Source organism: Planktothrix prolifica NIVA-CYA 540 (assembly GCF_963864145.1).
Classification (GTDB): domain Bacteria; phylum Cyanobacteriota; class Cyanobacteriia; order Cyanobacteriales; family Microcoleaceae; genus Planktothrix; species Planktothrix agardhii.
Genome location: NZ_CAWLTW010000001.1, coordinates 2737902 through 2763888 on the forward strand (window position 1 = coordinate 2737902; position 25987 = coordinate 2763888).

14 protein-coding genes are annotated in these 25987 nt (G+C 38.7%); 3 read left to right on the forward strand and 11 right to left on the reverse strand.

Annotation, left to right across the window (positions count from 1 at the left end; translation table 11 throughout):
- Nucleotides 1-95 precede the first annotated feature (95 nt).
- Entirely contained in the window at nucleotides 96-1424 is a 1329-nt protein-coding gene (locus AC559H_RS12505) for an adenylate/guanylate cyclase domain-containing protein (RefSeq protein WP_026795652.1), read from the reverse strand.
- Between the two features lie 89 nt (nucleotides 1425-1513).
- Here AC559H_RS12505 and AC559H_RS12510 point away from each other — a divergent pair, with 89 nt between their 5' ends.
- Nucleotides 1514-2890 (forward strand): 16S rRNA (cytosine(967)-C(5))-methyltransferase, encoded by a 1377-nt coding sequence (locus AC559H_RS12510; RefSeq protein ID WP_026795651.1) that lies wholly within the window; start codon nucleotides 1514-1516, stop codon nucleotides 2888-2890.
- 14 nt (nucleotides 2891-2904) lie between these two features.
- Nucleotides 2905-5655, forward strand: a complete 2751-nt coding sequence (locus AC559H_RS12515; RefSeq protein WP_026795650.1) for a CBS domain-containing protein — start codon at nucleotides 2905-2907, stop codon at nucleotides 5653-5655.
- Between the two features lie 125 nt (nucleotides 5656-5780).
- On the opposite strand, the gene AC559H_RS12520 is transcribed toward AC559H_RS12515, so the two are convergent.
- The 5 genes from AC559H_RS12520 to smpB form a co-directional block, all read right to left on the reverse strand.
- On the reverse strand, nucleotides 5781-5987 hold the full coding sequence (locus AC559H_RS12520) for a hypothetical protein (protein ID WP_026795649.1): 207 nt from the start codon (nucleotides 5985-5987) through the stop codon (nucleotides 5781-5783).
- Between the two features lie 25 nt (nucleotides 5988-6012).
- Nucleotides 6013-8037 (reverse strand): SpoIIE family protein phosphatase, encoded by a 2025-nt coding sequence (locus AC559H_RS12525; protein ID WP_026795648.1) that lies wholly within the window; start codon nucleotides 8035-8037, stop codon nucleotides 6013-6015.
- A 15-nt stretch (nucleotides 8038-8052) separates the two neighbouring features.
- Nucleotides 8053-9684 (reverse strand): AAA-like domain-containing protein, encoded by a 1632-nt coding sequence (locus AC559H_RS12530; protein WP_026795647.1) that lies wholly within the window; start codon nucleotides 9682-9684, stop codon nucleotides 8053-8055.
- Between the two features lie 445 nt (nucleotides 9685-10129).
- Nucleotides 10130-11533: a class II fumarate hydratase gene (gene fumC / locus AC559H_RS12535; RefSeq protein ID WP_026795646.1), complete on the reverse strand. Its 1404-nt coding sequence runs from the start codon at nucleotides 11531-11533 to the stop codon at nucleotides 10130-10132.
- Nucleotides 11534-11659: 126 nt separating this feature from the next.
- On the reverse strand, nucleotides 11660-12127 hold the full coding sequence (gene smpB, locus AC559H_RS12540) for an SsrA-binding protein SmpB (protein WP_026785886.1): 468 nt from the start codon (nucleotides 12125-12127) through the stop codon (nucleotides 11660-11662).
- Nucleotides 12128-12343: 216 nt separating this feature from the next.
- On the opposite strand from smpB, the gene AC559H_RS12545 reads away from it, so the two are divergent.
- Nucleotides 12344-12823, forward strand: coding sequence for a DUF6658 family protein (locus tag AC559H_RS12545; protein WP_026785885.1), 480 nt, complete (start codon nucleotides 12344-12346; stop codon nucleotides 12821-12823).
- Between the two features lie 668 nt (nucleotides 12824-13491).
- Here the strand turns inward: AC559H_RS12545 and AC559H_RS12550 are convergent.
- The 5 genes from AC559H_RS12550 to AC559H_RS12570 form a co-directional block, all read right to left on the reverse strand.
- Nucleotides 13492-18876 (reverse strand): trifunctional serine/threonine-protein kinase/ATP-binding protein/sensor histidine kinase, encoded by a 5385-nt coding sequence (locus AC559H_RS12550; protein WP_026795645.1) that lies wholly within the window; start codon nucleotides 18874-18876, stop codon nucleotides 13492-13494.
- A gap of 341 nt (nucleotides 18877-19217) precedes the next feature.
- Entirely contained in the window at nucleotides 19218-22001 is a 2784-nt protein-coding gene (gene secA, locus AC559H_RS12555) for a preprotein translocase subunit SecA (protein ID WP_026798513.1), read from the reverse strand.
- 102 nt (nucleotides 22002-22103) lie between these two features.
- Nucleotides 22104-23873: an ABC transporter ATP-binding protein gene (locus AC559H_RS12560; RefSeq protein WP_026798514.1), complete on the reverse strand. Its 1770-nt coding sequence runs from the start codon at nucleotides 23871-23873 to the stop codon at nucleotides 22104-22106.
- A 559-nt stretch (nucleotides 23874-24432) separates the two neighbouring features.
- Entirely contained in the window at nucleotides 24433-24765 is a 333-nt protein-coding gene (locus tag AC559H_RS12565) for a P-II family nitrogen regulator (RefSeq protein WP_026798515.1), read from the reverse strand.
- A 96-nt stretch (nucleotides 24766-24861) separates the two neighbouring features.
- A complete protein-coding gene (locus AC559H_RS12570; protein WP_026798516.1) occupies nucleotides 24862-25974 on the reverse strand; it encodes a sodium-dependent bicarbonate transport family permease in 1113 nt (370 codons plus the stop codon).
- Nucleotides 25975-25987: the final 13 nt, after the last annotated feature.

A 25987-nucleotide genomic window follows, 5' to 3' on the forward strand; every position in this document is an offset into this window, starting at 1 on the left:
GAGGAGGAGGAGAGGGAGGACGAGGGGAAATACTTCACTGTCTGGGTTCCAAGATCCGTCTGGTGTCCTAACTGCCTTGGCGGTTGCTATAACGCTTAGGTTAGTTTTCCCTTTAATAAATAAGTGGTCATTTTTCCCTTACCTTTGACCTCAATGATTCCTCGCTTTTCAAATAGATATTTTTCTTTTAACACTAAATAGGTGGTTTCTGTGACTTGAATTTCATCGGCAATACCATGGGACTCCATCCGACTAGCAATATTAACCGTATCTCCCCATAAATCATAAATAAATTTCTTAATTCCAATCACTCCCGCCACAACTGGGCCCGTAGCAATTCCAATTCTAATATGAAAATTTTGTTCAGTTTTAAGATTGAATTCTCTCAAGGTTTTTTGCATATCTAATGCCATAGCTGCGATCGCTTCCGCATAATCATCGTGGGGAATGGGTAAACCTGAAACCACCATATAAGAATCGCCGATAGTTTTAATCTTTTCTAACCCATGAAGTTCGGCTAAATGATCAAATGCAGAAAAGATTTGATTCAGTAAATCAACTAATTGTGGCGGATCAAAACGTCCTGAAAGTTCAGTAAAACCAACAATATCAGCAAATAAAACCCCAGCATCGGTGAAACTATCAGCAATGGTACTGGGTTGCAGTTTTAACCTTTGGGCAATGGAATGGGGTAGAATATTTAAGAGTAAACTTTCTGAGCGTTCCTGTTCTTCTTTGACTTGGCTATAGGCTTTTTCTAAAGATTGACGAGAATTAAATTCTGATCGGGCTAAACGGTCATATAAATACACCGAAAGATTACAAATTACACAAATCCAAAATAGATAGAGAAATAGGAAATCAGCCGTCATCCAATCGGCGGGAAGCTCAACTTTTAGATTCAGTAAAATTTGACTTCCCTGATAATATACAAACACCCCTAATTGAGAAATTAAATGTAACGGCCAATAAACCGGAATTAATGTGGCTTGGGAAAAAAACATTAACGGCCATTCAATAATTGAAGCCCGGGCGACTCCACTTAATGTTCCTCGAATTTGGGGGCTAATGGTAACTAACCAAGAAAACAACAGAAACATCGAGGCTGGATGTTTATGACCCAGGGGAGTTCTCAGGAGCAATAAACCGATGATTAAACCACACTCGACGACAATTTGTGTGACTAACCAAGAGGGTTGAAAATGCTCAGGATCAAAGAAAAAATTGTTAATTTCTGAGGCACTAAAGGTAAAATAGGAAAGTAGAGCTAGGCTAAAACCTAAATTTAGGCGTTTTTGAATTAAATGCTTTCGCCAAGTGTCATAAGTAGGAGCCTGAGATAAAACAAAACCCGAAGAAAATATCTTGAATTTTGTTTGAATAAATGCACCAAATTCTGATAGTCTTGATTCAGTTGTAGTCATGGGTTACTTGGGTTTCCTGAAGGAGATTCATACAATCTTACGAGGAGCAATTATTTTCCAATTACCTGGAATTGAATTTTATAATAACTGTGAATAATAATCCACGCCAAGTTGCATTTTTAGCACTCCGAGACATTAACCGACGAGGGGGGCTCGCAGATGTGGTTTTAGATCAATGGCTTCGTGAATCCGATCTATCAGATATTAACCGACGCTTAACCACGGAATTAGTCTATGGTTGTGTGCGTAGACGGCGATCGCTTGATAGTTTAATTGATTACTTAGCCCCGAAAAAATCCCATCAACAGCACCCGGATATTCGTACTATACTACATCTCGGTTTTTATCAAATTTGCTATCTGAATCAAGTTCCTAATTCGGCCGCGGTAGATACCAGTGTTGAATTAGTTAAACAGAATGGACTAACCCATTTTAGTGGTTTTGTCAATGGTATATTGAGACATTATATTAGAGAATCCGAAAAATGTCCTGTAGAAACTTCTGATTCTTTTAACTCTGTTTTTACCCCCTTTAAATTACCTCAAAATCCTATAGAAAAATTAGGAATTATCTATAGTTTTCCCGACTGGCTAATTCAATTTTGGTTAGATACTTTAGGATTAGCAGAAACCGAACAGCTTTGTACTTGGTTTAATCAATCTCCCACTATTGATTTAAGAATTAATCCCCTACAAACGACTTTAGAAACCGTAGAATCAGAATTTCAATCTAGGGGAATTTCTGTTAATAGAATTTCCGGTTTACCCCTAGGATTAAGATTAACTGGTAGTATCGGATCAATTAAAGATTTACCCGGTTATAATCAAGGTTGGTGGTCAATTCAAGATGGTAGCGCCCAATGGGTTAGCTATTTATTAGATCCCCAACCCGGAGAAACTATTATTGACGCCTGTGCCGCCCCGGGTGGAAAAACCACCCATATTGCTGAATTAATTCAAGATCAAGGTCAAGTTTTAGCCTTTGATTCTATTAAATCCAGATTGAAAAAAATTAAGCAAAATTTAACTCGATTAAAACTTAATTCCATTCAAATCAAAGCAGGCGATGCTAGGAAATTAGATGGGTGTTTCGAGATAGCTGATCGGCTATTATTAGATGCTCCCTGTTCCGGTTTAGGAACCTTACATCGACGGGCGGATGGAAGATGGAAACATGATCTTAAAAATATCCAAGACCTGTCTCAATTGCAATCAGAACTATTAGAAACAACTCAAAATTGGGTCAAACCAGGCGGCTGTTTAGTCTATGCCACCTGTACTCTCCATCCTCAAGAAAATGAAACCCTAATTCAAAACTTTTTAAGTCAACATTCTAACTGGAAAATTCAACCTCCCCCGGAAAGTTTTTGTTTAACTCCCGAACCGGAAGGCTGGATTAAGATTTGGCCCCATAGACAGAATATGGATGGATTTTTTATGGTAAAATTAATCAAAGATCTAACTTAATTATTATTAACTTTATGCACCTAATTTTATGCCATAAAACCGTTGATTTTGATGCCCTCGGTGCGGCGGTGGGATTAACTCGAATTTACCCAGGAAGTCGAATTGTATTAGCGGGGGGAAGTCATCCGGCGGTGAGGGATTTTTTAGCCTTATATCGAGATGAATTTGCTTTAATTGAACAGCGCTCTGTGAATCCAAATAAAATTCATTCGATTAGTGTTGTTGATACCCAAAGTTGCGATCGCTTAGGAAAAAGTGCCGAATGGTTTAAGTTAGCCAATTTATCCGCCATTAGAATATACGATCATCATCCCGATACAATATCCGATATTCCCGCCACAGAAACCCATATTGAATCCGTTGGGGCGACTACAACATTAATTGTGGAAATGTTAAGAAATCAACCCCAAAAACCGCTTTTAACCACCGCAGAAGCGACGGTAATGGCATTAGGAATCCATTTAGATACGGGTTCCTTAACCTTTCCCCATTCCACCGCTAGAGATGCCATAGCATTAGCTTGGTTAATGGAACAAGGCGCTAATTTACCCGTGATTGCTGAATATGTCGAACCCGGTTTACCCCAGAAATTACAAGAGTTATTAAGTCTAGCCTTAGAACAATTACAAAAATCAACAATTAGAGGTTATACCGTCGCTTGGATATTATTTAAAACCGATGAATATGTGCCAGGATTATCAACTTTGGCATCAGAATTAATTGATTTAACCGAAAGTGATGCCTTACTATTAGCTAATCAATATGGTCGGGGAGAAGGAGATCGATTAAGTATTATTGGACGGTCTCGAATTGAAAAAACCAACTTGAATGAATTGTTTAAACCTTATGGCGGTGGTGGTCATACCCGGGCGGCTTCAGTCGCGTTAAAAGAAGGCAATTTTTCAGAAATTTTAGAGCAATTAGTTGAACAATTAAAAGCACAAATTCCCCACCCGCCAACGGCGCAGGAATTAATGTCTTCTCCGGTGAGAACTATTCGCCCCAATACCTCCGTGGAAGAAGCCCATCGGATTTTATTACGTTATGATCATTCCGGTCTTTCGGTGGTGGATGAACAGGATCAATTAGTAGGAATTATTTCCCGTCGAGACTTAGATATTGCCCTGCATCATGGCTTTAGTCACGCCCCGGTTAAGGGCTATATGACACCCCAATTAAAAACCATTACTCCAGAAACAACCTTACCGGAAATTGAAGCCTTAATGGTGACTTATGATATTGGTAGATTACCCGTTTTACAAGATAAAAATTTAGTGGGAATTGTTACTCGAACCGATGTTTTAAGGTTACTTCATCAACAACAACGGCCGCAGAAATCAATTTTTAAAGGCTGTATTCCCGGGTTGACCTGTACCAGTGTAGAAGAACTCTTAGAAGAAAAATTAGCCACACCTTTATTAACTTTACTGAATCGCCTATCATTTTTAGCAGAAAAACGCGGATGGCAGATTTATTTAGTTGGGGGAGCAGTCCGTGATTTATTATTAGCAAAATCGGAAACAACGGTATTACTGAATGATATTGATATTGTCGTGGATGGCTGTTATAAAAATGCTAATTTTAGCCCGGATATTTCATCATCTGTTTCTCCGGCGGTGGAATTAGCCCAGGATTTACAAAAACATTATCCCGCAGCAAGATTAGATGTTCATGGACAATTTCAAACCGCGGCTTTATTATGGCATAATGACCCAATTTTAGATTCTCTTTGGATTGATATTGCCACCGCAAGAACGGAATTTTATCCCTATCCGGCGGCTAATCCTCAAGTCGAAGCGAGTTCCATTCGTCAGGATTTATACAGGAGAGATTTTACAATTAATGCCTTAGCATTGCGGTTAACTTCTCCTCAAGTTGGGGAATTATTAGACTTTTTTGGGGGATTAGCGGATTTAGAATCTGGAAAAATTCGGGTTTTACACGCGAATAGTTTTATTGAAGATCCGACTCGAATTTATCGGGCGGTGCGGTTTACAGTGCGGCTGGGATTTGAAATTGAAGCTCAAACTCAAGAATATATTAGTTATGCGATTAGTAGTGGAATTTATGAAAAACAACGGGAAGAAAGTAATAAATCCTTTGATCAAAATCGTCGAATTCCGGCTTTAGAAACCCGTTTAAAAAGTGAGTTAAGATATATTTTTCAATCTCCCGATTGGAAACGTTCGTTAAAACTTTTAGGGGAGTTAAAAGCGTTACGGTGTATTCATCCCAGCTTAGAATTAAGTCCGCAGTTATGGCGACAAGTACGGTCTGTTGATCGCTGTTTACAACGCTTTGATCCCGAAAACAATTTAAACCATTGGGAAGTTCGTTTGGAGGTATTAGTAGCTTATTTATCCCCAGAATATCGGGAAAAAGTGGCACAGAATCTTCAGCTACAGGCGGGAACTATTGAACGGTTAAAAAGTTTGGAATTAGCTAAAAATCAGATGCTTGAAAATATATATAAATTGGAAAAAAATAGTCAGTTTTTCTGGTTATTTAAACCCTATAATTTATCAATGTTAATTTTAATGGCGGTGCAATCTCCTCGACAAGTCAGAAAGCGAATTTGGCAATATTTAACCCAATGGCGAGACATTAAACCTCCTTTAAATGGTCATGATTTAAAAGCCATGGGATATAAACCCAGTGATCAATTTAAACAAATTTTGGATGATTTGTTAACGCTTACATTAGATGGAGAAATAGGCGATCGCGCTGCTGCTGAAGCCTTTTTACAACGGAATTATCCGTTATAGCAGTAGTCAAGGGAGTTAGGATTAGGACAAAGATTGATCCAACAAAGAATAAGGTGAAGTCTTTTCCCCTTATTCCCTATTCCCTATTCCCTATTCCCTATTCCCTATTCCCTATTCCCTATTCCCTATTCCCTTTCTTGTGCTTTAATTTTTTCATAAAGACTATCAACAGTTTCTCGGGCAAATAATTTATCTTTAAGTTGGGAATAGTCCCCACTTCCTAAATTACAGATTGTCCAAAAACGGCCAATTTTAGAAGGATCTAAATTTTCAATTAAAATATTAAATACTTCTTCTATAATTTGTTGGTCGTTGTTAAGATTAATTTTCATTGTCTAACTCCTTGCATAATCTGACTTATCTTTGTTTTAAAACAATTAAAGTAATATCATCATAAACCTTATGTTTGCCAATATGCGATCGCAGATCATCAATGACCGCTTGGCGAATTTCTCCTGATGTCAAATGCCAATGTTTTTTAACAATTTCACAGAGTCTTTCTAAAGAATAAAATTTATGTTTATTATTTTCAGCTTCTGTAATTCCGTCCGTATATAAAACAACTCCATCTCCGGGATTTAATTTAATATTAATAGAACCAATAAAATCCGTAATATCCGCTTCTAAACCAATAGGAAATCCTAAATCGATTGTATCAATGGTTTCTACTAAAGGATAACATTCTGGATCGGATTTTGGATCACAGTTTAATTGCGATCGCACCACAATCATTTCCTCATGTTGACCACAAATGCTTAAAAATCCATTATAATAATCAATTAAAGAAAAGGTTAAATTTTTATCGGATTTCATCCGTTGAACATTATCATAAATGACGCGATTAAGAGTAGTTAAAAAAAACATTGGATCTGTTTCGTTACAGGTAATTAAAGTGCGGACTGCCGTTTGTACCATTAACATTAAAACCCCCGATTCTAATCCATGTCCGGTCACGTCTCCAATGCCAATTTTTACCATCCCATTACTATGTTGTAAAACATCATAATAGTCTCCTCCGACTTCATCCGCAGGTTCCATATAACCCGCAATATCTAAATGGGCAATTTCAGAAAGTTCATCTTCATTCGGTAAAATCATTTTTTGCAATTGACGAGTTACTTGTAACTCCGCACTCATTCTAACATTTTCTGAGGTTAATTGTTGGTTGAGAGAGGTAATTTCTTGATTAGCTTTCACCAAAGCAAAAGCCATATTATTAAAGGATTTAGCGACTTCTGATAATTCATCTTGATTGTCCAAATGTAGGGTTTCATTCATTTCTCCCGCGATCATTTTTTGAGAAGCAATACTCAAACTATTAACCGTTTGCATCACGGATCGATAAAATCCAATAAAGAGATAAATAACTACTAATAATGTGATTAAAACTAGAATAGATAAAAAGATTTGTCGATGTAAAAAACCATTAATACGATGCTGTAATAAAACATCTAGTTCATCAATAGTTTTATCCCATAAAATCCAAGTTTGTTCTATATTAGCTTCGGCTTCTGTAAAATACTTTTGCATCTGGGTAGTATCTCCAGTTCTAATCACGTCACTCAGTCCATCATTGAGATTTTTAATATTATCGGTAAGTAAATTCAAGTCTTGGGTTAATTTGGGTTGAAGATTACCCATAGAGTCATTATTAAAAGAGACTTCAAATGTTCGTTTGAGTTTTTCATTATAATCATTTAAAAGTCCTGAAATTGTTGTAATTTTCCAATATTCTTTTTGAGTTAGTTCCTTTTGTTCACGCTGACTAATATCTTGACTAATTAACCTAATATCTGCTAAAATTTTACTGATTTCAGGTAATTTTAACAGGGTAGCATCCATTAAATAATAGGTATCTAAATCCGGGTCAAGAATCAAATTAGATTCGTCACCCACTTGAAATCTAAGTCGATTAATTTGATCTAAAATAATATCATAATAAACTTTTTGAGTTTGTAAACTCCAGACGTTCTGATTATCTTCTAAGGTTCTCCAACTATCTTTAATTTCTTGAAAAAGTGCAGTTGTCGATAATATATGCCCTGTTTTTTTTTCAATTTCGTCTAAAATTTTAATCTGCTCCTGAATCTCTACTTTAATTTTTTCTAACTGAGTTTTATCTTCAGGACTAAAATTAGGATTAGCTATTAATAATTGAGCTTGATAAATTTTAGGATAGATTTTTCGTAAAGGCCGGAGATAGGTATTTCCTAACTTTTCCTGGGCTGCAAAATCAATCCGGTTTTGAACTTCTGAGATGAGAAGATACATCATCAAACTCAAAGGAATGATAAAAATACAACTAATCAAGAGAAATTTTTGGGGATATTTAAGTTTGTTAATCACAGAAATAGCAGGTTGACAAAAGTTAATTATTTTCATGAATTTTAGATTAAATTAATATTGAAATCGGAGAAATGAACTCAATTTAACTTGATCTTTACCATTTTTTTTCGCTTCATATAGAGCTTCATCAGTTGCTGAAAATAAGGTTTCAATATCGATCGCATCTACACCGGGAATCGCAGTGGCAACTCCTAAACTAATGGTAATAATTGGTGCCCGACGGTTTGGCAATTTATCAGTGTTAAAAGGCAGAGCTAAGGCATTAATATTCTCACGCACAGATTCTGCAATGTACATTGCACCTTTAGCATCGGTTTGAGGGAGAACAATCACAAATTCTTCACCCCCATAACGGGCGACCATATCCCCCGGACGTTGAACCATATCACGAATAGCCTGGGCTACGGCCATTAAGCAGTGATCTCCGGCTTGATGACCATAGGTATCATTATAAATTTTAAAATGATCAATATCACATAAAATTAAAGATAATGGGGCAATTTCCCGCATCATTCGTTTCCATTCAATATCTACGGAGCGATCAAATTCTCTACGGTTAAAAACCTGGGTCAAGGTGTCAATATAAACTAGGGATTTTAACATTTTATTTTCTTCCTGTAGCTGTTTTAAATTAATCGGAGCATTAAGGTTTTCACTGAGAATTTGGGTGCTAAAATAGAGATGATAGAGTTCGCAGGATGGTGTACAGTAGTTTTCTTTCAAATTAACTATACCTAAACTATATAATTGATAGGCAATCATCGGTTCTAATTGTATATCTATTTTAGAGGTAGCAACCCGTTGCATGGCGATCGCCAGTTCGGGTTTTTTGTGTAGAATCAGCCAAATAGATTGTAAGTGTTCTTTGTAAATTCCCTCTAGGGTTGGAGCTTTTTTTAATAAGTCTTCTAGGCTGATTAAATTATTGGCTAGATGATAAATAGCCAGATGCAATAAATAGGGATGTCCTCCGACTAAATGGGTTAATTTTTGAATTTGAGGATCACTAAAATTCAGGTGATAACGTTCAGCCAGATTTTGAACTTGATTAACCGTAAACGGAGGCAATTCAATGGACAATCCCATATTAAAAGGAGATTGATTAATATTTAAAGACACATAAAATTCCGTCGATTGAACTAAAAATAAGTGGATATTTTCCCAAGTCTGGTTATGTCGAGATTGTTCATACCAAAATCGAATTAAAGGTAGAAAATTCTGACTAATATTTGTATGTTCAAATACAATATTTAACTCATTGAAAACCAGGAATAGTGGGCAATTAATTTGTGGGAAAATATAAAGTTCAAAATAGAGTGTACAACTCACTTTACTTCCCATATCTTCATCCCAATAGTCTTCTAATTTGGGTTCCAGTTTTAATTTTCGAGCTACATTAATACACAGCCACCGCAGAAATTTATCACTACTTTCAAAAATTTCTTGATCAACTTGTAGAAAATCAATTAAAACGGTACGGTATCCCAAGGTTTCTCCATAATCTATTAACCTTAACATTAAGGAACTTTTTCCCATTTTTCTTGGCGCTGTGACTCGCAATAAGCTCCCAGATTTTTCGAGTTCTGTATAAGCCAATTCTTCACTAGGAGAGCGACGAATATAGAAAGGAGAATTTAATGCGAGGGGACGGTCAGGAAATATTAATGTGTTTTTTGGTAACATTTTTTTGAGGGAAAGTATAAATTATTACATGGATTGAGATTAAATCTGGAAATAAAATCAAGTTTCAAAAGAAAGGATGCTAGTTAAAGTATGAAAAGATATAATTTAATTAGTATAGATCACTGCTTGTTTAAATTCAACAGATTTCCCCAAATACCAATCAATAGAAAGCTCTCACGCCGATTATAGGATAAATTGTTACAAAGAATACACTTAACTTGTTCTCCCATCCTATAGTGCTACGCACTAGGGAACAGGGAACAGGGGACAGGGAATGAGTTTCAGGATTTAGAAGTGTCCTAACTTTAATGCGTAGCGCTATAGACCCCTCCTAAACCGCTTTTCCCAAGGAGCAAAACTTTTGTTAAAGGAGATTCAGGGGGTCTAATTCGGGATTTAATCAAGGGTTTTAGACTGAATTTGCGACTTCAGCTAAAATCACAACTTAGACATCAGGATAAGCCATTTTATAGGGATTGACAATCTGGTCAAATTCTTCACTGGAAATATATCCTAATTGCAAACAAACTTCCTTTAAAGTCAGATTTTTTTCCAGGGCAATATGGGCAACTTGGGCAGCATGATCATAGCCAATTTTAGGAGCTAAAGCTGTTACTAACATTAAAGATTGTTCAACATAGCTGTTAATTTTATTTCGATTAACTTTTAATCCAGTTAATAAGAAATCTGTAAAATTATGACAACTATCGGATAAAATAGCCACCGATTGAATGAAGTTAAAAATGATCATCGGTTTGAACACATTTAACTCAAAATGCCCTTGGGAACCTGCAATAGTAATAGCAGTATCATAACCTATTACCTGGGCAGCTACCATGGTGATCGCTTCGCATTGGGTTGGGTTAACTTTCCCCGGCATAATTGATGAACCGGGTTCATTTTCTGGTAATATTAACTCTCCTAAACCACAACGGGGGCCACTGCCTAAAAACCGAATATCGTTGGCAATTTTCATCAACGAACAGGCTAGGGTTTTTAATGCCCCACTAGCCATAACTAGACCATCATGGGCGGCCATGGCTGCAAATTTATTCGGAGCAGAAATAAAGGGTAATCCGGTTAATTGACTAATCTGATTAGAGACTTTTTCTGCAAATCCTTTCGGGGTATTTAATCCCGTTCCAACGGCGGTTCCACCAATGGCTAATTCATATAAATCGGGTAAAATAAGTTCAAGACGCTTTAAATCTGCATCGAGTTGAGCAACATAACCGGAAAATTCTTGACCTAAAGTTAAGGGAACAGCATCTTGTAAATGGGTTCTGCCAATTTTAACAATATCGGCAAATTCATCGACTTTTTTTTGTAACTCATCTCGCATTTTTTTGACGCTGGGAATTAACCTTTGGGTCACGGCGATCGCCGCCGCAATGTGCATGGCGGTAGGAAAGGTATCATTAGAAGATTGGGACATATTAACATGATCATTGGGATGAATTGGGGTTTTACTGCCTAATATTCCGCCGGAAATTTCAATCCCTCGATTAGCAATCACTTCATTAATATTCATATTAGATTGGGTTCCACTTCCGGTCATCCAAACCTTTAAAGGAAAGTGATCATCGAGTTTGCCATCAATCACTTCATCGGCGGCTTGAACGATTAATTGAGCTTTATCTGCGGGGAGTTTTCCTAATTCTTGATTGGTGATAGCCGCGGCTTTTTTCAGAATCCCAAAGGCGGTAATCACTTCTTTGGGCATTAAATCATTGCCTATATTAAAATAATAGATAGAACGTTGAGTTTGAGCGCCCCAATAGCGATCGCTTTTAACCTCAATTTCTCCCATACTATCGCGTTCTTTCCGGGTCGGTTGTTCTGTTGTCATGTTGAGAGTTCTCCTAATTTTAGGCAATTAATTATTTTACTTTATTATAAACTAAGACCTAACCCCCCAGCCCCCTTATCTAAAAGGGCAGGGGAAGAATTTAATGCTATTAAAGATCGTTATAATTTAATACTGTTTCATTGCCCTTTCCATCGCCCTTTTATCATCTTTTTGACGAATATCATCCCGTTTATCGTGGAGTTTTTTGCCTCGGCCAACGGCAATATCAACTTTAACTCGGCCTTCCTTGAGGTACATTTTCAGGGGAACTAATGTTAACCCCTTTTGTTCGACCTGTCCCAATAGTTTATTAATTTGTTCTTTATGCAGCAATAATTTGCGGGTGCGACGAGGATCATGGTTAAAATAAACACTGGCCTTTTCAAAGGGCGAGATATGGGCATTCAATAGCCAAGCTTCACCCCCCCGAATTAAGGCATAGGCATCTTGCAGGTTGACTTTACCCGCCCGAATTGACTTGACTTCCGTTCCCTCAAGGGCGATGCCCGCTTGATAGGTCTCTAAAATCTCGTAAAGATAGCGGGCTTTGCGGTTGTCGCTAACAATTTTATATCCTTCGCTGTTTTTAGTCATGTTTTCAATTTAGCAGATGATTGGGTTGAAGTTCTAAGGGTTATGGTTAATTATAGCAATTTGCGACTTTTTTTAACCGAAATGAATAGAAAACAAGTTAATTAAATCAACCAATATATTCCTTGAGCTAGAGGGTAAAATAATTTATTTACTTTAAGCTGAATGAGTAATAAAAGCAAATTCAATTAATTTAATCAAAGTTTAGGAATCATCAAAATGCAGAAATTAATTCAAGCTCTACGGTCTATATCCTTCAAAAATATTTTAGGTGTGTTTTTTGCGGGATTATTAATGTTTATCAGTACCGCTTGTAGTAATACTCCTCCCACGGCTCAGTCACCGGGAGAGGGCAGTTCCAATCAGGCTAAAGGATTAACCAGTGAACTTCCTAGCTCGGTTAAATCTAAGCAAACAGGTGAGATGTATGCCTATAACAACAGTGACCAAGATATCGTGAAACGGGTCAAGGATGTATCAGAAAAAGTTAGTGACTCAGCCAGTAAAATGGCTGGGGATTTGAAGGAAGGAACCCAACAGAATATTAACAAGGCTGAAGGTAACACCAAACAAGCCCTAAATCAAGTCCAGAAGGGGGCGGAAAAAACCTCAAAGGAGATTAAAAATCAGGCTGCTAAGGGCGCTGGACAGGTCAAAGATACAGCCGGAGATTTTCAACGGCAGATACAAAAATCCTGACCAATTGGCTAGATAATTGACTCAGTTGCCATATCTATCTAAAGGTAGATGTGTCCACAAATCCTGTGGGGTTAGATTGTAACAACTATCGCACGTTCTCAATTCGCGCTTTCCCCAGTCAACCAAAAGCTGGGGATTTTTCATAAGACAAATTTGGGAGAGTGGAAACTCAGTGTCTTCAGACCACCAGAGGAAACGCGACGCAAGGGAATTTATTCCCCTTGAAATATTAAAAGATGTGCTAGAATCAAAAAACACAAGTAAGAACAATAAACATCTGCGTGTTGAAGCATTCTAGTATCGGAGAAATCCCGACTCCCCTGAAACAACGGTTAGGTTAAAGTCCTAACGGCAGTATGACAAGCAAGGAGTAAACAATGGCAGATTGCAGAGCGTACCGCAACTTGGCTTAGTGATGGCTTGGTGAAAGTGTATTGATTCAAGAGTAAAAGTATCGGGAAGATCGGGTTTCTTACCTAATCAACTCAGTAGACGATCTTTGGCAGTCGTAGCGAGAATTAGATTAAACTAATTCTGTCCGCAGAATCTCAGTGTCTTCAGACCTGAGAGTGTCAACACTAATTTCCCCCTGTTCGTAATTCGTAATTCGTAATTCGTAATTCCCCTTTCCCTCCTATAGTTGTTTAAAGTGTTCAGTCCCCAAAATTTTAATTAATTGGGATTAGGATAGTAAATTCTGATCCTTCTCCGGGTTTGGAATTGCAACTCATTTGACCCTGATGACGTTCAACAACAATTGAGTAACTAATTGATAGACCCAAACCCGTCCCACTACCGACGGGTTTTGTGGTAAAAAAGGGATCAAAAATTCGTTGTAGAATTTCTGAATTCATTCCTAAACCATTATCTGCAATCGAAATTTTAACTTGATGATCGTTGACTTTTTGGGTAGAAATGGTAATTATGGGGGGATAATCAGCTTGATTCATCAGATGGCGACGATGTTCTAAGGCATCAATACCATTACTAATAATATTCATAAAAACTTGATTCAGTTGAGAGACATAACAGTTCACTTTTGGCAGTTGACCATAGTTTTTAATCACTTCAATTTCCGTACTGTGGGTCGAGCCTCGGAATCTAGTTTGTAAAATCATTAAGGTGCTATCAATCCCTTCATGAATATCTACAGGTTTCATTTCCGCTTCATCCAAACGGGAGAAGTTTCGCAGACTTAAAACAATATTCCGAATTCTTTCAGCCCCGACTTTCATTGACACTAATAGTTTTTGTAAATCTGTGACTAAAAAATCTAAATCAATCTCAGAAATGGTTTCTGTAATTAAGGGTTTAGGTTGAGGATATTCCTGTTGATAGATTTCAATTAATCGGAGTAAATCTTGAACATATTCACTGGCGGGGGTAAGATTTCCATAAATAAAACTTACGGGATTATTAATTTCATGGGCGACTCCCGCTACCATTTGTCCTAGAGAGGACATTTTTTCGCTTTGAATTAATTGGGCTTGGGTATGTTTGAGTTGGTTTAAAGTTTGTTCTAAACGGGAATTTTTTTCGTTGAGTTCTTGGGTACGTTCTTGAACTTTATTTTCAACAGAGGCATATAACAGGGCATTTTCTAAAGACACCGCAGCTTGGGAAGATAGTAGGTTTAAAACTTCAATTCGCTCTGAGGTAAAGGCTCCGGCTGTTAAGTTATTTTCTAAATATAAAATTCCTAAAAGTTTCCCTTGGCTAATAATCGGAGTACATAAAATAGATTTAATTTTATGGTTATTAATATAGGGATCATGAGTAAATTGTCCTTCTAGCGTGGCATTCATTAATACTACATCATGCCCGGTTCTTTCCACATAATAAATGACAGTTAAAGGTAAATTTGACCCTTTTTCAACATTGACTTTAGGATGAACAATGACTTCTTCGTTATCCGTTGAAGCCTCAGCTTCAATTACTAATTTATCATCGTCGTATAAAATTAAAAATCCTTTTTGTGCCCCCGCATTTTCAATCACAATTTTCATTAAGTTAGCTAATAATTTCTCTAAAACAATTTCCCGTGAAATGGATTGAGATGCTTTAATGACGGTGCTTAAATCCAATAACGCTAAACTACTGCCATGGGAGGTACTCAGGGTAACGGATTCCGTTTCAAATAAAGCAGGTTTAAGGGTGGCTAAATATTTGAGTTGAGGATATTCGGTTTCTAACTGTTCGACTTTACGAACTGCACCCCAACGTTGATAGCTATAATAGGCTTCTCGTAGGTGAATATTGGCATATTTGAGTTTATGATAATTCATCCAAAATTTAGCCGTGAGTTCATGACTGAGGGCAACATTTTGAATAAATCCGGCTTCCTGTGCCGTTGATATTGCTTGTTCATATAAATCAATTGCTGCAAAGGAATCTTGAGAAAATCGAGCCAATTCTGCTTCGACTAAGAGATATTTAGATAGGAAATTTGTCGGACAGTTATCTGACCAAGTTTTAATTTTTTCTTGATTACTTTTAATTTTTTCTAAAAACTGCTGTTTTTGGGATTCTGAAACTCTTTCTAAATTGGAAATTAAAATTAAAGAAGAATAAAAATAATATTCTGTGACGGGAATTAATCCTAAAATAAATTGTAGTAATTCTTCAACTTCTAAGGTTATTTTTAAGGCTGCTTCTACCTCACCATATAGGTATAGAACTTGCAGTTTAAAAATTTTGTAAAGACAGAGAGAATAGAATTTCCGATTTTTTTGGCTACTCTCAATATAATCTAATTCTGTGATTTCTGGAGCATCAAAAGATAATAAATCTGGGGTTTCACCGATTAAATTGATCAAAATTGCTCGGACTCCTGTTAAGGTATCAATCACCAGATAATTTTCAGTTTTATCGGCGAATTTTAAATAGTTTTTAACTTCAATTAAAAACTTAGGCAAGTTTACACCCTGCACCATTAAATTTAGCGATTGATTATTTAATAAATAACCAGCATATTGTAAATCTCCTGAATCTAAAGCAGATTGATAACCTTCATGACCTAAAGCATTTGAATTCTTAATCGGTTCTAACCAATAGTTGAGACAACTAATTAAGGATGCAGATACCTTATAGACGGGATAATTCCACTTTTTATTCAGTTTTAAAGCCAATTGACCTAACTCATAGGCGGTTTGATATTGATTAAAGATTGTAGCAACTAGAATCCCATAGGTCGCATAGAAAAATCCGGCCTCTGGAGAATATCCCGATTCAATCGCAACTTTTACACCCTTGAGAATTACCACTGTCCATAAACTAGGATTACTGACATAGGCGGAGGGTGCTAAATTATTCAGAAGTTTTAAAGTAATTTTTTTGTCTGGTTCAACAATTGGGTTTTGCTCCAGAAACGTCGATAGATTATTAATATTAATCAAGTTTTGTAGAGAATCTAATTCCTGGGGAATAAAGGTTTGTAGGTTTTCTGTGGGTAAATCCAATCCAAATAAAGCTAATGCTTTAATTCCGGCATTGATAGAGGCTTCATATTTTAATTGTAAGGTATATTGAATTAAAAGTAGATTATAAATTTCAGCTTTTTCTAAATTAGATTGAGAGTGTTGTAAAATTAACTCAATTAAGGTTTCACTTTCAGCAAAATTCCCATTCAAGTATTCTATCTCCGCCCGTTCTCGATACAATGCAAAGGCTAAAGAATAATATTCAACCCAACTATTATCGGGTAAAATTTCAATTCCGGCGATTAAATATTCCCGAGCGGCACTATAGGCGGTGGCATCTTTGGCTTTTTTTCCCGCTTCTAAGTTTAAACTGGCTAATTGCAGTTGTTCTTGTTGATCATTAATTAAAGATCGACCCACATTCAGGTGATCGACTAAATCAAATACCTTTTCTAACCAATATTGGGGCGGTGTATTAGCTAATAGTAACCGACCAATAGTTAGGTGAACGGATTTTTTTTGAGAGTCCGCAATTAAGGAATAGGCAGCTTGTTGAACCCGGTCATGGAGAAATTGATAATTGAGAACTAAATAGGGATTAATTTGTTCCGGTTCCAAATTATCAGCATCCAGTAGGGGTTTAATTAAACCTTCTTTTAAAGCGGGTAATAAATCTTGGAAGGTATCAACGGATTCCTTACTATAAATTAGGGATAATGTATTTAAGTCAAATTGATTCCCCACACAGGCAACTAATTGTAAAACCTGTTGAGTTTTCTGGGGAAGTTTCTGGAGCTTACCAATCATCAATTCAACGACATTATCCGTAATATCTAGGGCTTTAATTTCGGCAACATTCCATTGCCAAACAATTTTTTCTGAGTTGAAAATTAGGAGTTTTTCTTGATATAATATCTTGAGAAATTCATTCACAAAAAATGGATTTCCCTCTGTTTTTTTGATTACTAATTCGGCTAAAGGGAGAACGGTATGGATATCGCTATGGAGGGTATCGGCTACCAGTTCCGTCACTTGTGCCAAATTTAAAGCTGTTAGATGAATTTCATGAATTAAGCCATCGGTATCGGGTTCTGGACTAAATGATTCGGATTTCAACCCTTCTAAAATCATCATTAAAGGATGGGTAGGACTAACTTCGTTATCCCGATAGGCTCCAATTAAAAATAAATATTGGGTAGCATCATCTGTTAACATTAATTTGATTAATTTCAAAGTTGCAGAGTCAGCCCACTGTAAATCATCTAAGAAAATTACTAAGGGATGTTCGGGTTGACAAAACAGACTAATAAAGTTCTGAAAGACTAAATTAAACCGATTTTGAGATTCGGCGGCACCCAATTCTAATACTGTTGGTTGCGGGCCGATAATTAGTTCAATTTCAGGAATTACATCAATAATAATTTGTCCATTCGGCCCCAAAACTCTTAATAATTTTTCTCGCCATTGATCCAACTTTTCTTGACTTTCACTCAAGAGTAATCTAGCTAATTCAGAAAAGGCATTAACTAAGGCAGAATAGGGAATACTGCGTTGAAATTGGTCGAATTTTCCACTAATAAAATAACCTTTTTTTTCAATAATTGATTTACAAATCTCTTGGACTAATACGGATTTTCCAATCCCCGAATATCCAGAAATTAACATAATTTCGGTTTTGCCTTGACTCACCCGGTCAAAGGCTTGAATTAAGGTATCAATCTCGTTTTCTCGACCATAGAGCTTTTTGGGAATCTTAAATTGATCGGAAATATCCTGCATTCCCAAGGCAAATTCGCTAACGGTTCCTGTAGCTTGAAATTGTTTAAAACTGTCTTCTAAATCGGCAATTAATCCCCAAGCACTCTGATAGCGTTCTTCCGGGGTTTTAGATAATAATTTCAGGACAATTTGAGAAATAATCGGGGGAATTTCTGGGTTAATTTCATGGGGAGGAATCGGCTGTTTTGCTAGATGGGCGTGAACTAACTCCATCGCATCGGTGGTGGGAAAAGGTACCTGTTGGGTTAATAATTCATAGAAGGTTGCTCCCAAGGAATAAAAATCGGTTCGATAGTCTACTGACCGATTCATTCTTCCGGTTTGTTCGGGAGAAATATAAGAAAGGGTTCCTTCTAAATTTTGCGGGGGATGGAGCCGTAAGGATTCCTGGGTTAATCCACTGGAAATGCTAAAATCAATTAATTTAACCTGTCCAGTAGCGGGATTAAAAACAATATTGGAAGGGTTAATATCTTTGTGAATCAGGTTGGCAGCATGAATTTCTCGTAGTCCTTGGGCAATTTTAATCGCTAGGTTTAAAAATCCTAAGAGAGTAAATTTCTGAGTAGCTAATAAGATTTTTAACGATTCTCCGCCAAAATCTTCTAAGGTCATGACTAAAGTATTTTGATAGGTTTGAAGTTCATAAACCTTAATCACACTTTCTAAATTAAAGTTGCGGAGGATTTTATATTCTCGCTCATATTTTTGAATATCAGATTGAGGCGGAAATTCCCCCTGTAGCACCTTTAAAATCACGGGGGAGTGATCCTGTTCTCGAACTGCTCGGTAAACAACGGAGTTAACACTTTCGTAGATTTGTGCTAAAATCTGATATCCGGGTAAGGCGATCATGTTTATTTCCTTCTGCAATGATTGGGGCTGAGTTTTTCTAAAGTTTTAGTGATCAATAATAAAGATTAAATAACCAAGAGACGCGCGGTTACAGATAAACCCTGATAACTCAGCTTATATCAATTATATACCCCAAAAACTCGCCTTCTTCAAAAAACCGGGTTTTTAACTTAATTCTGAATAGAAAAAACACCTGGGAGTCTGGCCGAGTTTCGACCCCAAGTGCTTCTTCTTTATTAATCTCACTCCTCACACTCCTCAAATATACACGATTATTTGGGGATGTCAAGGAAAAACTGAAAAATAAAATTTCCAGCCCGGCTCAAGAACGTTTCAAATCCTTAGACAACAGACGGTTGAGGCTGGAATTGGAACATGGAATAAATCACATTTCGGCGAATATCGGTCATCATATCCAAGAACAATTCATATCCCTCGCTCTTATATTCAATTAAGGGATCTTTTTGTCCATAACTCCGTAAACCTACGGACTCCCGTAGCGCGTCCATTTGTTGTAAATGCTCCCGCCACAGGGTATCAATTTGTTGCAGGATGAAGAAGCGTTCAGCTTCGCGCATTAACCCCGGTCGGATTTGATTAACTTGGTTTTCTTTCATATCATAAGCATTGCGTAACTGTTCATGGAGGAAAGTTTTAATTTCATCTACCGATAAATCCACTAATTGTTCGGCGGTTAAATCGGCTAACAGATAGACAAATTCCTTGGATTTAGTAACAAGACTTTCTAAATCCCATTCTTCTGAAGGTAGGTCAGGATTAATATAGGCTTCCACAATATCATCCATGGTTTGTTCGCCGTATTTAATCACTTGTTCTTTCAAATCCTGCCCTTCTAAAACCCGTCGCCGTTCAGCATAAATTGCCCGCCGTTGGTTGTTCATTACCTCGTCATATTCAAATACCTGTTTACGGATATCGTAATAGTAGGTTTCAACTTTTCGTTGGGCATTTTCCAGCGATCGGGTTAATAATTTAGACTCAATGGGCATATCTTCATCCACATTAAAAGCATCCATTAATCCGGCCACCCGATCGCCGCCAAAAATCCGTAATAAATTATCCTGTAAACTCAAGAAAAACCGCGTGGAACCCGGATCACCCTGTCGTCCAGCCCGTCCCCGCAATTGATTATCAATCCGGCGAGATTCATGGCGTTCGGTTCCAATTACATGAAGTCCACCATATTCCACCACCTCATTATGTTCCTGTTTGGTGAAGTTTTCGTACTCATGAACTATCAAATTATAGACTTCTCGCAATTTTTGAATTACCGGGTCAGTGGTGGGAGCTTTTTCCGAAGCAACGGCTAATAAATCCTCCGCTTGTAACTCTGCTAAATTGCGTTCTCCATGAACTCCCACGGCAAAATCAACCGCATCTTTCAGTTTTTGTTCAGTAGGTTTTAATAATTCCGTAGGGAATAATTGCGTCGTTACTTTCCAGGTTTTAGGTTTTTTATTCTGATCAAATCCTTGGGCTGCGGGGCGACGGCTACCCGGTACCCCAGCAATCACTAATTCCTTTTCATCATCGGGTTTAACAAGTTTAGGCATCAAATACTCGCGCATTTTTAGCCGTCCCATAAACTCCGCATTTCCCCCCAAAATAATATCCGTTCCCCGTCCAGCCATGTTAGTAGAAATAGTAACGGCCCCTTTGCGTCCGGCTTGGGAAATAATTTCCGATTCCCGTTCGACGTTTTCGGGTTTAGCATTTAATAAATTATGGGGAATTTTGCGTTGTTGTAATAAATTCGAGAGAATTTCTGATTTTTCGACGCTAGTTGTTCCGACTAAAACCGGACGGCCTTCTTTATGTAAATCCGCACATTCTTCAGCAATGGAAGTCCATTTTCCTTCTTCGGTTTTATAGACCACATCGGGTAAATCTTCCCGTCCGGTAATCCGGTTAGTCGGAATAATAGTAACTTGCAGCTTATAGATGCGTTCAAATTCGGCTTCTTCAGTTTTTGCAGTTCCGGTCATCCCCGATAATTTGGGATATAATAGGAAGAAATTTTGATAAGTAATAGTCGCTAAAGTTTGGGTTTCCGGTTGAATATCGACCCGTTCTTTAGCTTCAATGGCTTGGTGTAAACCGTCACTCCAACGACGTCCCGGCATCACCCGTCCGGTAAATTCATCAACGATAATTACTTCCTCATTACCGATAATATAGTTGACGTCTTTAATAAATAATTCTTTGGCTTTTAAAGCATTAAAAACAAAGTGCGCCCAAGGATCATTAGGATCATATAAATCTTGCACCCCAAATAGTTCTTCCGCCCTGGCAAAACCTTCATCGGTCATCAGAACATTACGGCCTTTTTCATCGACTTCATAATGTTCTTCTTTTTGCATCATTTGGGCAACTTCCGCCGCCCGCATATATTTTTGACTCGGACGTTCAACTTGACCAGAAATAATTAAAGGCGTCCGGGCTTCATCAACTAAAACCGAGTCTACTTCATCAATAATGCAATAGTTAAATACCCTCTGCACCACTTCATCCATAGAAGTCGCCATGTTGTCCCGCAGGTAGTCAAACCCCATTTCACTGTTTGTACCGTAGGTAATATCACAGTTGTAGTTTTTCTGCCGTTGGTCGGGACTCATTTCCTGCTGAATTAGCCCCACACTTAGCCCTAGAAAGCGGTGAATTTGTCCCATCCATTCGGCATCCCGTCGCGCCAGATAATCGTTGACGGTGATGACGTGAACCCCTTTTCCGGCTAAGGCGTTCAGGTAGGCGGGAAGGGTGGAAACTAGAGTTTTTCCCTCCCCGGTTTTCATCTCGGCAATTTGCCCCGTGTGGAGAATAATCCCCCCTAGCATTTGGACGTCAAAGTGCCGCATTCCCAAAACTCTCTTTCCGCCTTCCCTGACAACGGCAAACGCTTCTGGGAGAATTTCATCGAGAATCTGGTTTTCGTCGTCTCGATTTCTGGCTTTGGCTAATTTTTCCTTAAACTCTCCTGTCTTGGCCCGCAGTTGTTCATCCGAGAGGCTTTGAATTTCTTCCTCTAAAATGTTGATATCCGTGACAAGAGGCTGATATTTTTTAAGTTTACGCGCATTCGGATCACCTAACAGAGCTTTTAACATGGCAAGAACAGAATATAGTTACGAAAATTTATCGGTTTTGAATAAATCATTGGTTATTCTAGCATTTCCAGGTTGCATCTGGTTCACCTGACACCGTTGGCCCTAATTTAACCCGGACTGTACCCGCCATAAACCCGCATAAATACCCGGCGCTTCTAAGAGGTTTTCATGGGTTCCAGATTCAACTAATTTTCCCTGTTCCATCACATAAATACAGTCGGCATTTCTAACCGTTGAAAGCCGATGGGCGATCGCAATTGTTGTCCGATTTTTGGTAATCTTTTCTAAGGAGCGTTGAATCGCTGCTTCGGTTTCATTATCCACGGCCGATGTCGCTTCATCTAGGATTAAAATAGGCGGATTTTTTAAGACCGCCCGGGCGATAGCAATCCGTTGTCGCTGTCCGCCGGATAATTTCTGACCTCTTTCTCCTACAATTGTTTCATATCTATCGGGTAAATCCCGAATAAATTCATCGGCTTCGGCGATTTTTGCCGCTTCAATAATATCAGTTAAGGACGCATCAAAGGAGCCATAAGCAATATTTTCGGCAACGGTTCCATGAAACAAGAAAACATCCTGACTAACTAAGCCAATGGCTTGCCGTAAATCCTCTAATTTCAACTGGTTTAATTCAATGCCATCTATAGTAATTACCCCGGCATTAATTTCATATAACCTCAATAATAGTTTTACTAAGGTACTTTTTCCCGACCCCGTAGCACCGACAATGGCAATAGTTTGTCCGGCGGGAATTTTTAGGGATAAATCTTGAATAATCTGATTTCGATTTTGATAGGAAAAATAGACATTTTTTAACTCTATTTCTCCCCTGACGAAAGCCACAGGTAGGGCTATATCCCCGGTATGAATTTCTATTGGAGTATCTAATAAATTCATCACCCGGTTAATAGAAGCCATCGCCCGTTGATATTGATCAAAGGTATCTCCGAGGCGGGTTAACGGCCATAATAATCGTTGAGTAATAAACACTAAAACGCTATAGGTTCCTACGGCTAACTGTCCTGAAGTTACTTGTAAACCTCCTAATAATAAGGTGGCAATAAATCCAAATAAAATCAAACTTCTAATTACTGGAACATAAGCGGAAGATAGGGAAATTGCTCGACGATTACTTTGGCGATAGGCTTCACTATGTTCGGTAATTCTTTGGATTTCGTACTGTTCGGCGGTAAAACTTTTAATAGTAGTAATACCGCCCAAATTATTCGCCAGTTGTCCATTTAGTAACCCGACTTTTTCACGAACATCAGCATAACGGGGGGCGAGTAATTTCTGAAACCAAACCGAACCCCAAACAATAAAAGGCATCGGAAACATTGCCCACCAAGCAACGGTTGGTGCTAAAATAAAGAAGGCTGCTCCAATCACAATTACCGTGGTAATTACTTGGATAATTTCATTCGCCCCCATATCTAAAAACCTTTCTAGCTGGTTAATATCATCATTTAAAATTGACATTAAACCGCCACTACTACGTTCTTCAAAATAGGCTAATTCTAAGTTTTGTAAATGTCCATAGGCATCTAATCTGAGATTATGTTGCAAGGTTTGGGCTAAATTTCGCCATAAGACTTTATAAGCATATTCAAAAACCGATTCTAAACTCCAAATTATTAAACTTAAAAACGATAACATCAACAATTGATTAAACGCTCCTTGAATCCCCCACTGGGATAGGAAGGAAACCTTGGGGTTAATCACAACATCAACGGCCCATCCAATTAATACCGGAGGGGCTAAATCAAAGATTTTATTTAAAACTGAATAAACCGTTGCTAACCCAATCGTTTTTTGATAGGGACGAGCATACTGTAGAAGACGCTGTAACGGATGAGTTTTTTGAGACATTGTTTTAATATTAAAATCTATAGCAATTCTATAGGATTGCCAGGGGTTGACACTCCCACGGGTGAACCGCGTGGGATTCTCCTGTCTAGCCCCGATTGCTCGGTATTCATGGAGTTGCCCCCTACTGTTTCCAGAATTGCTTCACAGCAATATTAGAGGAGAGTACGAGACTCTGAGGAATGCCAAGTACCTCGTCCCAATTGACGGCTACGACTATTACAGTCTTTGGCTCTGCCAAGATTTTTCGGAGCTTTCTGTAGTCAACAGGGATAATCACAGTGGTTGCCTTTTTCTCGCCATTGACAACTTGTTTTTAAGGAGGTCAGAACATCTGACCAGATAAGCGAGGAACATCCTTGCTATACTCTGATAATAGAGTCTTAAATAGAGTATGTCAAGGGAAAAGAAAATTCAGTTTAATGGTAAAAATTTTAAATATATAAGTTTTTGAGTTCGGCTATGATGGTTTTGAGTAAAATTATTTCTATTTTATAGTGTGCGGAATATAGCTAAAAAGCTGGGGCTATGCCCCGGCTTTTTAGATCTGTGTCGTCTCGATTCAACAACCGTCTGGCCCGCAGAAACTGTGTCCGTACAGTACCTCCGCGTCACAGATATAGATAATGCCCGCATAATCGAGGAAAAACTTTATTGCGACCTGATCCGCAATCTTGTCGGCTATATCCCGATCCGGGGTGAGCACCTCAAACTTTATATTCGCCTGGGTGTCAGAAACGCTAGGTTGTCCCGACGAGCGCACGTTACGACTACCTTTACCGCCAGTTTCCAGAACCGTATAACCAGTTGCCCCGGCTTCTTCGATGATATGGGCGATCTTTTTCAGCAGAATCTTTTCCGTGACGATGACGAGCTTTTTGGCTTGCTTGGCCATGTTGGTTACCTCCTTACCTATGTGTATTGTCTTGTATATTAAGTTGCTTGGTCTGCCGAGCCAAGGGATCGCCGACAGACCGCGACCCGTCTGAGATTATCGGCCACCGATCGCCTGGGCGAGCCCAAGGAAGAGCGGTATTGCCAAGCCGATCGCAACGGGTGTACCTATGGCTGTGGATGCGCCGATGTAGGCGGAGGGATTAGCCGACGGAATCCCGGCTCGCAACGTGGGTGGGCCTGAGATGTCTGAACTCGAAGCCGCGATTACGGCCAGGATCACAACACCGCCTAGACTGAATCCCGTGGTGTAGTGGGCAATCATGCCGAGACCGAAGGCGATGAACCCATGCAGCAGGGGTGCTACTATGCTATAAACAACGTACCACTGGGCTACCTTACGCAGTTCGCCAATCCTTGACCAAGCCTCCATACCCATGACCAGCATCAAGATCGAAAGCAAGCCACGGAAGAGGGGATCGTAGAAGCTTTTATAGACACTTTCCGGCTGGGTCAACAGGCCAAGAGCAATGCCGAGCAACATTGCCGATAGGGCAGGCCCCTGAAGGCTTTCCTGTATGATCGGCCATATTTTGACCCGATTATCCTCAGACTGCTGATTGCTGAGATACTCTTGCCGGGTGCTGGGATAATCTTGCTGATCGGGATGATTACCTGCCGCCACGGGCTGCTTGCTGAGAGACTCGCCTGCTGCACTAACCTTCTTCTTGTTGAGATAAATGTTGGCTACCACAATCGCCGTTACGAGCGCTGGGATATCCATGAAGGGATAGAGTGCGGCAGCCCATGCCTCGTATTGGATGTTTTGTTCTTCCAGTAGCGTCAGGGCGGCAGCCATGGTAGAGCCACTCACAGCACCAAATAACCCCCCGGTCGCAATCGCATCTATGGTTTTGACCTTCGGCAGCTTGGCCAAAGTATAACGCGCGATGAATACAACAACAATCCCTACTGTTATAGCAAACAGTACGGGTAACACCATCTCCGTCAGGTTGGAATTGCGGATCGCAATACCACCGGTCAGACCGATTTTGGTGAGCAACATGAAGACGATGATCTGACAAATCGCCTCTGGAATTACCAATTCGCTACCGAGAGCGGCAATGACCATACCACCAATCAAAAACCCAAGTGTTGGGGACTGCAACTGCTTAACGAAGTCCATTAAGAACAAGGACAAAAAATCCATGAATACCTCCTGC

Coding starts and splice junctions, on each gene's coding strand:
- AC559H_RS12505 (WP_026795652.1), bottom strand. CDS start 1,424: ATGACTACAACTGAATCAAGACTATCAGAATTTGGTGCATTTATTCAA.
- AC559H_RS12515 (WP_026795650.1), top strand. CDS start 2,905: ATGCACCTAATTTTATGCCATAAAACCGTTGATTTTGATGCCCTCGGT.
- AC559H_RS12520 (WP_026795649.1), bottom strand. CDS start 5,987: ATGAAAATTAATCTTAACAACGACCAACAAATTATAGAAGAAGTATTT.
- AC559H_RS12525 (WP_026795648.1), bottom strand. CDS start 8,037: ATGAAAATAATTAACTTTTGTCAACCTGCTATTTCTGTGATTAACAAA.
- AC559H_RS12530 (WP_026795647.1), bottom strand. CDS start 9,684: ATGTTACCAAAAAACACATTAATATTTCCTGACCGTCCCCTCGCATTA.
- fumC (WP_026795646.1), bottom strand. CDS start 11,533: ATGACAACAGAACAACCGACCCGGAAAGAACGCGATAGTATGGGAGAA.
- smpB (WP_026785886.1), bottom strand. CDS start 12,127: ATGACTAAAAACAGCGAAGGATATAAAATTGTTAGCGACAACCGCAAA.
- AC559H_RS12545 (WP_026785885.1), top strand. CDS start 12,344: ATGCAGAAATTAATTCAAGCTCTACGGTCTATATCCTTCAAAAATATT.
- AC559H_RS12550 (WP_026795645.1), bottom strand. CDS start 18,876: ATGATCGCCTTACCCGGATATCAGATTTTAGCACAAATCTACGAAAGT.
- secA (WP_026798513.1), bottom strand. CDS start 22,001: ATGTTAAAAGCTCTGTTAGGTGATCCGAATGCGCGTAAACTTAAAAAA.
- AC559H_RS12560 (WP_026798514.1), bottom strand. CDS start 23,873: ATGTCTCAAAAAACTCATCCGTTACAGCGTCTTCTACAGTATGCTCGT.
- AC559H_RS12565 (WP_026798515.1), bottom strand. CDS start 24,765: ATGGCCAAGCAAGCCAAAAAGCTCGTCATCGTCACGGAAAAGATTCTG.
- AC559H_RS12570 (WP_026798516.1), bottom strand. CDS start 25,974: ATGGATTTTTTGTCCTTGTTCTTAATGGACTTCGTTAAGCAGTTGCAG.